At 72.6% G+C, this 11740-nt stretch carries 5 protein-coding genes; 2 read left to right on the top strand and 3 right to left on the bottom strand.

Annotation, left to right across the window (positions count from 1 at the left end; all coding sequences use genetic code 11):
* Positions 1 to 54 precede the first annotated feature (54 nt).
* The 3 genes from ACZ5XZ_RS14375 to ACZ5XZ_RS14365 all read right to left on the bottom strand — a co-directional run bounded on the left by ACZ5XZ_RS14375 (position 55) and on the right by ACZ5XZ_RS14365 (position 8370).
* Positions 55 to 1473 carry a S28 family serine protease gene (locus ACZ5XZ_RS14375; RefSeq protein ID WP_468977645.1) on the bottom strand — a complete coding sequence of 473 codons (1419 nt, stop codon included), beginning with the start codon at positions 1471 to 1473 and terminating at the stop codon, positions 55 to 57.
* A 128-nt stretch (positions 1474 to 1601) separates the two neighbouring features.
* Complete coding sequence (locus tag ACZ5XZ_RS14370; protein WP_468977643.1) at positions 1602 to 5540, bottom strand: ABC transporter ATP-binding protein; 3939 nt, start codon at positions 5538 to 5540, stop codon at positions 1602 to 1604.
* 25 nt (positions 5541 to 5565) lie between these two features.
* On the bottom strand, positions 5566 to 8370 hold the full coding sequence (locus tag ACZ5XZ_RS14365; RefSeq protein WP_468977642.1) for a discoidin domain-containing protein: 2805 nt from the start codon (positions 8368 to 8370) through the stop codon (positions 5566 to 5568).
* A gap of 232 nt (positions 8371 to 8602) precedes the next feature.
* Here ACZ5XZ_RS14365 and ACZ5XZ_RS14360 point away from each other — a divergent pair, with 232 nt between their 5' ends.
* Entirely contained in the window at positions 8603 to 9391 is a 789-nt protein-coding gene (locus ACZ5XZ_RS14360) for an ATP-binding cassette domain-containing protein (RefSeq protein WP_468977639.1), read from the top strand.
* Positions 9363 to 11612, top strand: a complete 2250-nt coding sequence (locus ACZ5XZ_RS14355) for a YhgE/Pip family protein (protein ID WP_468977637.1) — start codon at positions 9363 to 9365, stop codon at positions 11610 to 11612. The genes ACZ5XZ_RS14360 and ACZ5XZ_RS14355 overlap by 29 nt, the downstream gene beginning before the upstream one ends.
* The last annotated feature ends 128 nt before the right edge of the window (positions 11613 to 11740 follow it).

The raw sequence follows: 11740 nt of genomic DNA, 5'->3' as shown, positions 1-11740 counted from the left end.
CCACGGCGCGCTCCCCCGCTCGCGGGGAGCGCGCCGTGGCGTGCTCTCAGCGCGTCACGGCCGCAGCATCGGCATGCGGCGCATCTCCTGCTGGTCCAGCTTCTTGTTGTACGGGGCCAGCGGGGTGGCCCGGCCGCTCGGGGCGGGGAGGCCGGCCCAGTCCAGGAGCGCGGCGGTGGCCTTGGTGCGGTCCGCCTCCTTCAACTTGGCGATGTTGGCGCCGTGGTTGCCGCCGGGGACGGTGAACCGGTACGCGTCACGGGCGCCCGCGCCGAGCTCGAAGTGCTCCGAACTCCACGGGTCGTACTCGCCGTTGACGAACATCATCCGTTCGGCGTGGTGGCGCACCCAGCGGTCGACGTCGGGCATCGCGCGCTGGTCGAAGCGCATCGGGATGTCCTGGGGGACGAAACTGCGGGAGTTGTTGATGCCGGGGTACTTCAGCAGGCCGGCCAGGTTCGGGTAGGCGTAGCCGGGCTCGCCGAGCTGGGTGCCGGCCTGGTAGTAGTACGGCGTGTACGGCTCCATGCCCTGGTCGGTGTAGCTGTCGAAGCCGCCGACCTTGTCCATCCACTTCCACAGCTCGTCGGTGGAGACGGTCGGCTTGGGCACCTCGGCACAGGCGGTCTCGGCGGGCTGGTACTGCCAGAAGCCGAACACCAGGTCCGTGACCATGACTTCATAGGCCCGGTCGGCGCTGCCGACGGTCTTGAAGGTCTGCTTCTCCTTGTCGGCCCAGGCCTGGAATCGGTCGACCATCTCCTCGCGGCGCACCAGGGCCTCGCGCTCGATGGCGGCGAGGTCGGTGCGGCACTGCGCGGTCCCGACGGTCTGGAAGAACCGGTCGTAGGCGGCGTCCTCGTCGTTGCGCACGTCGTTGGGCGCGACGTAGGCGACGGTGCCGTTCATGTCGTGCGGGAAGAAGCGACGGTAGTACGTGGCGGTCATGCCGCCCTTGCTGCCGCCGGTGGCTATCCAGTTCTTGCCGTAGATGCTGTGCAGCGCCTGGAATATGCGGTGCTGGTCGTTGGCGGCCTGCCGGATGTCCAGCTTCTGCCAGTCCGTGGGCGCGGGCCGTGACGGGGTGAAGTAGCGGTACTCCAGGGATACTTGGTTGCCGTCGATGATCTTGGTGGGTTCGCTGCGGGACGGCGTGGTGTTGACGTTGTAGCCCGAGGTGAAGAACACCGTCGGGCGATCGACCGACTTGTGCAGCAGGGTCAGCCGCTGCTGGAAGGTCCCCTTCGAGGGGTGCCGGTGGTCGATCGGCTGGGTGTAGTTCAAAACGAAGTAGCGGTAGCCGTCGACCGGCTTCTCCTCTACGAGGCTCATCCCCCGGATCGCCAGGATCCGGTCCTTGATGTCCTCGGTCTTCGGCTCGGCGGCGGTGGCCGCTCCCGCCGAGGCGCTGCCGGCTGTGGCCGTGCCTATGAGCACGGCGAGCGACAGCAGCCATCTGGTGGCCTTGCGCATGCACCCTCCCCTTGGGATAGCAAAGGTGGGGCTGAACCTATCGGCGCGCCGGGGGTGCCACCAGCCCCCGGCGCCATCCGGTGGATCTCCGCCGAGCGGCGCGGGGAGGGCGCCGCGCCGCGGGGCCGTCAGGCCACCAGTTCCTCCTCCTCGCCCGTGAAGGTGCGCCACAGCTGCGCATACCGCCCGTTGCGCGCGAGGAGTTGCGCATGGCTGCCGTCCTCGGCTATGCGGCCCTGGTCGAGGACCACGACGCGGTCCGCGCGGGCGGCGGTCGTCAGGCGGTGGGCGACGATCATGGTCGTGCGGGCGCCGGCGAGGCGGTCGGTGGCCTGGTTGACGACGGCTTCGGTGGCCAGGTCGAGGGACGCGGTGGCCTCGTCGAGCAACAGCACGTCCGGGTCGACGAGTTCGGCGCGGGCCAGCGCCAGCAGCTGCCGCTGGCCGGCGGAGAGGTTGCGTCCGCGCTCGGCGACCTCGTGGAGGTAGCCGCCGTCGAGCGTGGCGATCATCTCGTGGGCGCCGACGGACCGGGCCGCGGCCTCCACCTCGGCGTCGGTGGCGTCCGGGCGGCCGTAGGCGATGGCGTCACGGACGGTGCCGGCGAAGAGGTAGGACTCCTGGGGGACCACCCCCAGGCGGCGGCGGTAGCCGGTCAGGTCCAGTTCGCGCAGGTCGGTGCCGTCGATCCGGACGGCGCCCGAGGACGGGTCGTAGAACCGCGCCACCAGCTTGACGAGGGTGGACTTGCCGGCGCCCGTCTCGCCGACGAAGGCCACGGTCTGGCCGGCCGGTATGGCGAGCTTGATGCCCGCGAGGGCCGGCTCCTGGCCCTTGCCGTAGTGGAAGTGCACATCGTCGAAGACGATCTCGCCGCGCAGTGCGGGTACTTCGCGGGGGCGCTCGGCGGCGGGGGTGGTGGTCGGCTCGCGCAGCAGCTCCTGGATGCGGCCGAGCGAGACGGAGGCCTGCTGGTAGCCGTCGAAGACCTGGGAGAGCTGCTGGACGGGGGCGAAGAACAGGTCGATGTAGAGCAGATACGCCACCAGGGCGCCGGCCGTGAGAGTGCCCGAGCCGACCCGGCCGGCGCCGACGATCAGCACCAGGGCGGCCGCCACCGAGGACAGCAGCTGGACGAACGGGAAGTAGACGGATATCAGGAACTGGCCGTGGACCCGGGCCCGGCGGTAGTCGTCGCTGCGCGCGGCGAAGCGCTCCTGGCCGCGCCGCTCGCGCCGGAAGGCCTGGACGATCCGCAGCCCGGCCACGTTCTCCTGGAGGTCGCCGTTGACGGTGCTGATCCGCTCGCGGGCCAGCTCGTAGGCCTTGACGCTCTGCTTGCGGAAGAAGTACGTGCCGATGATCAGCGGCGGGAGGGTGGCGAAGACGACCAGGGCGAGCTGGACGTCGATGGCGAGCAGCGCGATGAGGATGCCGAAGAACGTCAGCATCGACACCAGTGCGGTGACCAGTCCGGTCTGCAGGAACGTGGAGAGCGCGTCCACGTCCGTCGTCATCCTGGTCATGATCTTGCCGGTCAGCTCGCGCTCGTAGTAGTCGAGCCCGAGGCGCTGCAGCTGCGCGAAGATCTTCAGGCGGAGGGAGTACAGGACCCGCTCGCCGGTGCGCCCGGTCATGCGGTTGCCGCCGATCTGCGCGGCCCACTGGGCGAGCACCACGATCAGGGCGAGCGTGGCGGCGACCCAGACGCCGGCGAGCGCGCCCCGGCGGACGCCCTCGTCGATGCCCTGGCGGATCAGGACCGGCAGCATCAGCCCGGCGAGGGCGTCCACGGCGACCAGCGCCAGGGCGAGGGCCAGCGGTCCGCCGAAGCCGTGCAGCAGCCGGCGCAGACCGTAGGAGCGCTCGGGGCGCACCGCCCGGTCCTCGTCGATGCCGGGGCTGTCCTTCGCCGGCGGCAGCGCGGCGACCTGGGCGAGAAGCTCGGGCGTGGCCGGTGTCCCGGCCGTCGCGGCGCCCAGGCCGGGTCCGGCCGCGGCCGCGCGGGGCGCGACGCCGGCCCCGCCCGCCTCGGCGTCCTGCTCGCGGCGGACCCACAGCTCGGGGGTGACGGCTCCGGCCGCCGGGCCCGGCCGGCCCCGCTCGCCGTCCGCCTCGCCGTCTAGGCCGTCGAGCCCGTCCGGTCCGCCGCCGTCGGGTGTGAACTCCAGCAGCCCGGTCGCCGTGGGGGCGCCGGCCGGCTCGCCCGCCGGGTCGCGCTCGACGCCGCCCAGCTCCTCGGGGTCGGTCAGCAGTCTGCGGTAGAGGGGACATCGCTCGGCCAGTTCGTCCTGGGTGCCGACGTCGACCAGCCGCCCGCCGTCGAGGACGGCGACCCGGTCGGCGAGCGCCAGGGTGGAGGCGCGGTGCGCGATGAGCAGGGTCGTACGGCCCGCCATGACGCCGCGCAGCGCCTCGTGGATCTCGTGCTCGACCCGGGCGTCGACGGCGGAGGTGGCGTCGTCCAGCACCAGCAGCCGGGGGTCGGTGAGGATGGCCCGGGCCAGCGCGATGCGCTGCCGCTGGCCGCCGGACAGGGTCAGCCCCTGCTCGCCGACCTTGGTGTCATAGCCCTCGGGGAGCGCGGAGACGAAGCCGTCCGCCTGGGCGGCGCGGGCCGCGGCGCGCACCTGCTCGTCGGTGGCCTCCGGATGGCCGTAGGCGATGTTGTCGCGCACCGAGTCGGAGAACAGGAAGCTGCTCTCGGGGACCAGGCCGATGGCGGCCCGCAGCGACTCGAGCGTCAGCGTGCGCACGTCGTGGCCGCCGACCAGGACGCGGCCGGCGGTGACGTCGTAGAAGCGGGGCAGCAGCAGGGAGACGGTGGACTTGCCGCTGCCGGACGTGCCGACCACGGCGACCGTCTCGCCCGCCTCGATGCGCAGCGAGAAGTCCTCCAGGACGGGGCGGGCGGGGCCGACCCCGTCGCCGTCGTGTGCCGGTGCGTAGCCGAACGTCACCCGGTCGAAGGCGACGGTGGCCGGGGCGTTCGCGGGCAGTTCGTGGGCGTCCGCCCGCTCCTGGATGAAGGGTTCGGTGTCGATCAGCTCGTAGACCCGCTCCACGCCGGCGCGCGCCTGCTGTCCGACGGTCAGCATCACCGCCAGCATCCTGACCGGTCCGACCAGCTGCGCCAGGTACGTGGAGAACGCGACGAAGGTGCCGAGGGTGATCTGCCCGCGGGTGGCCATCCAGCCGCCGAGGGCGAGCATCGCGACCTGGCCGAGGGCGGGCACGGCCTGCAGCGCGGGGGTGTAGCGGGCGTTGAGGCGGACCGTGCGCAGTCGCCCGGCGAACAGCCGGCCGGAGACCTCGCGCAGCTTGCCGGTCTCCTGCTCCTCCTGGCCGAAGCCCTTGACGACCCGGACACCGGATATGGCGCCGTCGACGACGCCGGCCACCGCGGCCGCCTGGCTCTGGGCGTACCAGGTGGCCGGGAACAGCCGCACCCGGCTGCGCCGGGCGATGAACCACAGGGCGGGGGCGACCGCGAGCGCGACGACGGTCAGCAGGGGCGACAGGACCGCCATCACCACCAGCGAGACCACGAAGAGCAGCACGCTGCCGATCATCATCGGCAGCATGAACAGCAGGCTCTGGATCAGCTGCAGGTCGCTGGTGGCGCGGCCGACGACCTGGCCGGTGCTCAGCTCGTCCTGCCGTCGGCCGTCGAGGCGGGAGATGGCGGCGAACATCCGGGTCCGCAGATCGTGCTGGATGTCCAGGGCGAGCCGGCCGCCGTAGAAGCGGCGCAGGTAGGTCAGGACGTAGACGACCACGGCGGCCGCGATCAGCAGGCCGGACCACAGGGCGAGGGAGCGCTCGTGCCGGACGATGACGTCGTCGATGATCAGCTTGGGCACGAGCGGGACCAGCGCCAGTACGCCCATCCCGGCGAGCGAGGAGCCGAGCGCGAACAGGACGTCCTTCCTGTACTGCCAGCAGTCCCGGGTCAGCCGCCGTGCCCAGCCCACCCGGACCGTGTCCGTATCCGCGCCCGCCACCCCATGCCTCCCGCCCGTCGACGCCTGTCGCCAGGCACCAACGCCGCGGGGTGCGATTTTCATCCCGTCGTAACAATCCAGTTCGTGATCACTTCACACGCTGCACCGTGAGCTCCGTGATCCCCGGGTGCGGCCTGGGCTTTTTGTCGGGCGCCGGGGTCCGGTCGCCCTCCACCACGACGCGTACGTACCGGGCCGGGCTCCGGCCCGCGTACCCCGTCCCCGTCCAGTGCTCACCGTCCGTGGAGACCTCCGCGCGATAGGCCTTGGGGCGGGTGGCGGTCCAGTGCGGGGTGATCTGGCCGACGCGGAGGGTGCGGCCGAGGTCGACGGTGAGGGTGCCGGTGGCGGCGTTCGGGACCCAGGCGGTGGTGTCGTTGCCGTCGACCGCGGCGGCCGCGTACATCCCGGGCTCCTGCGAGGTCGCCGTGGCCGGGGTGCACCGGGCGGCGTTCGAGGTCGCGGCCAGATCGGGGCGGCGGGTCTTGAGGACGGCCGGCACGCCCCGGCTGACGAGCTGCTCGCCCTGGGGCGACTCGATGGTCATCGGCGCCCCGGAGGTCAGCCGCACGGTGGTGTGGTGCGCCCCGATCGCCACGTCGTACGTCCGCCCCTGCCAGCGCAGACCGCGCAGGGTGACGCCGGCGGACAGCTGCGGCGGCAGCATCGGGTCCAGCCGCACCCGGTCCTCCCGCAGCCGCAGGCCCGTCAGCCCGTGGGTGAAGGTCTGCAGGAAGCCGCCCTTGCCGGTGAGGAAGTCCTGCGCGGGCTGCCCCGCGTGCGGGTCCGAGGCGCCGGCCTTGCTGCCGCGCGCCTCGGAGAACTGCGCGAACGGCCCGCGCACGAACGGCTTGATGGAGCGCAGCAGATAGGTGTACGTCGAGCAGCCCGGCTCGCCGATCCCGGCCGCGTCGATGGCGTGCACCGAGTCCGTCATGGCCGGGCCGTCGGGGTCGGTGCGCGCGGCGTAGTAGTCCAGCGTGCGCGCGGCCCGTGCGGGCGTCATCGGCCATTCCAGCGGATACATCAGCAGGACGGTGTCGGCCTGCTTGATGGTCGTGCCCCGGTAGCCGGCGTACTGCTCGAAGACCTTGTTCCTGCTGTCGTAGGGGATCCGCAGGTGGTCGGCGACCGTGGTCCAGGAGGCGGGTGCCGGCTCGCCGAGGAGGGCGGCGGCGCGGGTGGCGTGGCGCAGCGCGGTGGCGGCGCCGGCGTTGGTGAAGACGCCGTCGGTGACGCCGTTGCTGTACTCGTCCGGCCCGGCGACGTTCTTGACCGAGTAGCTGCCGTCGGCGTTGCGGGTGGCCCGCGAGGCCCAGAACTCGGCGATGCCCTTGAGGACCGGCCAGCCGCGGGAGCGCAGCCAGGCGGTGTCCTTGGTGGCGAGGTAGTACTGCCAGGCGGCCAGGGAGATGTCGCCCATGAGGTGGTTCTGGGTCCGGCAGTGCGGCGGGTCCCAGCTGTGGCACTCGCTCCACAGGGCGCCGTCGCTGCCGCTGGTCCAGGGGTAGAACAGCCCGTCGTAGCCGAGCTTGTGGGCGTTGGCGCGGGCCCGGTCCCGGGTCCGGTAGCGGTAGTCGACGATCGACCTGGCGAGTTCGGGGTGGCTCGCGAGCAGCCCCGGATACATCCAGGTCTCGGCGTCCCAGAAGACCTCGCCGGCGTAGTTGTCGCTGGTCAGACCGGTCGGGCCGATGCTGTTGGCGCTGCCGGGGCGGGTGGCGGACAGCAGCCCGTACTGTGCCGAGCGCACCCAGGACTGCAGCTCGGGCTGCCCGTGGACCTCGATGTCGGCGCGCCACAGCCGCTGCCAGGCGGCGGTGTGCCGGGCGAAGAGGTCCTGCCAGCCGCGGCCGGCGGCCCGCAGCGCGGCGGCGCGGGCGGCGGCGCGCGGGGCGCGGGAGGTGAGCGCGGTGTCCACGCCGACGTACTTGGTCAGCTCGTACGTCCGTCCGCCGCGGACCGGGAAGGTCACCCGCTGCCGGCTGGTCAGCCCGTCGGCCCGGGGCTCCGGCCGGGGCCGCTCCGGGCGCACCTGCGGACCGGTGCGCAGCGTGGAGGCCACCGCGCCCTCGGTCTTCGTACCGTCCGCGCGGAAGCCGACGTCCATCGTGCCGGGGCCGGCCGGGCCGCCGGCGGGGGCCCTGGACGGCTGCACCCGGCGGGCGCCGCGTCCGTCGAGGGTGTCGGTGACGGTGGCGGCGCCGCTCCAGTGGGGCGTCATCCGCAGGCGTACGGCGCCGGTGTGCGCGTCGTCGCGGTCGGCGAGCACGTCGTAGACCAGGTCCGTGCGGCGGCCGTCGGCGGCCGTCCAGGTCAGCGACGTACGGACGAATCCGCAGCGCAGCGAGAGGGTCTGGCGGTAGTGCGAGATCCGGCCCGGCCGGGTGGCGGAGGAGAAGGTGTCGGGGCGCTCGCCGCCGGTGGTGACGTCGAGGGTGGTCCAGGTGGGGATCGCGGCGACGGCCTGCCGCCCCTCGACGTTCTTGGGTCCCTTGGCGTACAGCCCGGAGACGAAGGAGCCGTCGTAGGCGGGGGTCTTCAGCGGCCAGCCGGTCTTGCCGCCGGGGGCCGCGTAGCCGGTGCCGTTGGGCGGCACCCGTTGTCCGAGGTAGCCGTTGCCGACGTAGGCGTGGTAGCCGTCCTCGGGGTCGATCGTGGTGGCCGTGGCGCTCCAGCCGTCGCCCTGCTCGCAGGGGCCCTGGGAGGCCGCGGCGTCGGAGTGTGGCCGGGGCGGCGCGGCGGACGCCGATATGGGCGCGAGGACGGCGACCAGCGCGGTGGCGAGCATCGGGGCGAGGAGTGTGCGGGAGCGGCGGGCGGCGGGCCCGCCGCGCGGCCGGTCCGGGCCCTGCGGTGAGCGGTCCGCGGGGGAAGCTGCCGTGTGTTCCATGGTTCTCCGTCGTACGTACGCGGTCCGCGCCGCGGCCCGCGACACGGACTTCACCTTGAACATCATCAGGCCCCCGCCTGCCCCGCACCTTAGGACGAATAGGCCGTCCGGGTCACGGACTTGGTCGTATCGACGCGCCGGCGCGCTCGGCCCGAAGTGCTCCGATTGGTCAAAGCGCCACACTTGCGGCACACTTTTAGACTGACCAGTCAGATCAAAAGGGGAGGGGTTTGTGAACACCACCCGTCAGGGGGCGGCGGTCAGCGCCAAGGGGATCGGAGTGCGGGGCCCACGGGGGTGGGCCTTCCAAGGCGTCGACATCGCCGCGGACCCGGGCTCACTGATCGCCGTCCAGGGCCCCTCGGGTTCCGGGCGCACCTGCCTGCTGCTCGCCCTCACCGGCCGGATGCGGATCACCGAGGGCACGGCGACGGTCGCCGGATTCCCGCTGCCCAAGCGGATCGGAACGGTGCGCGCCCGCACCGCCATCGCCCACGTACCGGGCGTCGCCGACCTCGAACCGGCCCTCACGGTCGGCGAACACCTCAAGGAACAGGCCCTGCTGGGGCGGCGCCTGAAGGGCTCGCTGCCCTGGGGCAAGCAGCACAAGGCCGCCACCCGGGCCCGGATCGACGCCGCGCTGACGGCCGCCGGGCTCGACACCGACGCACTCCCCAAGGGCCTGGGCACCGCCGTCCGCGACCTGGAGCGCATCGAGGCACTGCGGCTGTCGATCGCGCTCGCGGTGATGCACGGCCCGCGGCTGCTGGCCGTCGACGACGTCGACCTCAAGCTCTCCGCGGCCGAACGCGACCAGGCCTGGCAGCTGTTGCGGGACCTCGCACTGGCCGGCACCACCGTCGTGGCCGCCGGCAGCGACGCACCGGCGGACGCACTGATCGTCCGCACCGCGGCCGCCGCGGCACCCGCCGACCCGGCACCCGGCCAGGACGTCCCGGCCACCGCACACACCACCGAGGAGGAAGCGGCGCATGCGTTCGCCGAAACTGGCCGCGCTTGAGCTCAGGCGCTTCGGCAGGGGAAAGCTGCCCCGGCTGGGGCTGGTCGCCCTGATGCTGATCCCCCTGCTGTACGGGGCCCTGTACCTCTGCTCCTTCTGGGACCCCTACGACCGCCTGGACAAGATCCCGGTGGCGCTGGTCAACGACGACCGGGGTGCCACCGCCGACGGCAAGAAGATCACCGCCGGCGACGACCTGGCCGAGAAGGTCAAGGACAGCAACACCTTCGACTGGCAGGAGGTCAGCTCCGCGGACGCCGCCAAGGGCGTCGAGGACGGCACGTACTACCTCTCCCTGACGGTCCCGCACAACTTCAGCGAGCGGATCGCCTCCAGCTCCGGCGACGACCCGCAGACCGGTGCGCTCAAGGTCCGTACGAACGACGCCAACAGCTACATCGTCGGCTCGATCTCCAAGACGGTCTTCTCCGAGCTGCGCGCGAAGACCTCGGCGACGTCGTCCCGGGCCATGCTCGACAAGATCTTCGTGTCCTTCTCCGACCTGCACGACAAGACGGCCGAGGCGGCCGACGGAGCCGGCAAGGTCGACGACGGGCTCGGCAGCGCCAAGGACGCCACCGGCAAGCTCAAGGACGGCCTGGGCAAGCTGGACAAGGGCTCCGGCGACGTCAGCAAGGGCGCGGGCACGCTGCACGACAAGGCGGGCGAGCTGACCCAGGGCGCCGGGAGCGTGGACAAGGGGGCCAAGGACCTCGACGAGGGCGTCGGAAAGGCCAACTCCGGGGTCCAGGAGCTCAGCAGGCGCATGGGCCAGCTGGCCGGCGGCACTCAGGAGCTCGCCGACACGGCCAACAAGCTGGCCGACAAGGCGAACCCGCTGGTCGACGGGCGCGGCAAGGAGCTGGGCGAGAAGGCTCGGGTCGCCGCCGAGGTCTCCCAGGAGATCGCCGACGCTCTCGACCGGCTGCCGGGCGACATGTCCAGGGCCGCGACGCAGACCCGCCAGAGCGCCGATGAGGCCGCCGCGGTGTACAAGGAGAGCTGCGAGGGCCTTACGCCCGCCGCCAACTGCCCGCGACTGAAGGCCCACGCCGACGGGCTCGCCCGCACCGCCGAGACGGTGGAGAAGGCCAACGGCACGGTCAGCGAGAACACCTCGGCCATCAAGGACATGCAGCGCAAGCTGCGGGAGCTGCACCGGCTCGCCACGGTGGTCGCCCAGGAGGCTCCCACCGCGCAGCAGAAGATGAACACCGCCGTCGCCAAGATCAATCAGCTCAACGACGGTGCGCAGAAGATCTCCGCGGGCGCCGAGCAGCTCGCTGCGGGCACCGGCAAGCTCGCCGACGGCAGCGGCAGGCTCGCCGACGGCACCGGCAAGCTCGCCGACGGCAGCGGGAAGCTGGCCGACGGCGCGGGGAAGATCGCCGACGGCGCCGGCCAGGTGCACGACGGCATCGGCGACGCCAAGGACGGCGTGATCAAGCTCGACGGCGGCATCTACAAGCTCAAGGACGGCGCCAACCAGCTGGCCGACGGGCTGCACAGCGGCGTCGCCAAGATCCCGGACTACGACAAGAAGGACCGCGACGCCCGCACCGAGGTGATGGCCGACCCGGTCGAGCTGGCCGCCAAGTCCCTGCACAAGGCGCCCAACTACGGCACCGGCCTGGCGCCGTACTTCATCCCGCTCTCCCTCTGGGTCGGCGCGATGGTCGCGTTCATGCTGCTCCAGCCGCTGGGCAAGCGCGCACTGGCCGCGGGCGCCCCGGGCTGGCGGATCGCCCTCGGCTCCTGGCTGCCGGCCTTCGCCGTCGGCGTCGTGCAGGTGCTTGCCCTGATGGCCGTACTGCACTGGGCCCTCGGCCTGGAGATGGCCCGCTCGGCCGGCACCATCGGCTTCCTGCTGCTGGCCACGGCCTGCTTCACGGCCATCATCCAGCTGCTGAGCGCCTTCTTCGGCCCGGCCGGCCGGGTGCTGACCCTGGTCGTGCTGATGCTCCAGCTGACCTCGGCGGGCGGCACCTACCCGGTGCAGACCAGCCCCGGGTTCTTCGCCGCCATCCACCCCTTCCTGCCGATGAGTTACGTCGTCGACGGTCTGCGCCGCCTGATCACCGGCGGCGACCTCGCCGTCGTCTGGCAGGGCTGCGCGGTCCTTGGCGCCTTCACCCTCGGCGCGCTGGCGCTCACCGCCCTCGCGGCGCGCGGCCGGCAGGTCGTACGGATGAAGGACCTGCACCCGGAACTCAGCCTGTGAGCCTTCCCCCGGGTCCCGGGGGGGGGGGGGGGGGGGGGGGGGGAGGGGGGGGGGGGCACCCCACCCCCCGCCCCCCCCCCCCCCGACAGGTCTTTTTCGCCCCCCCCCCCCCCCCCCCCCCAAAAAGG

The organism is Streptomyces sp. NPDC033270, assembly GCF_055576575.1.
The sequence above is the reverse complement of the archived record's forward strand: the minus strand, read 5'-3'. Positions and strand labels throughout refer to the sequence as shown.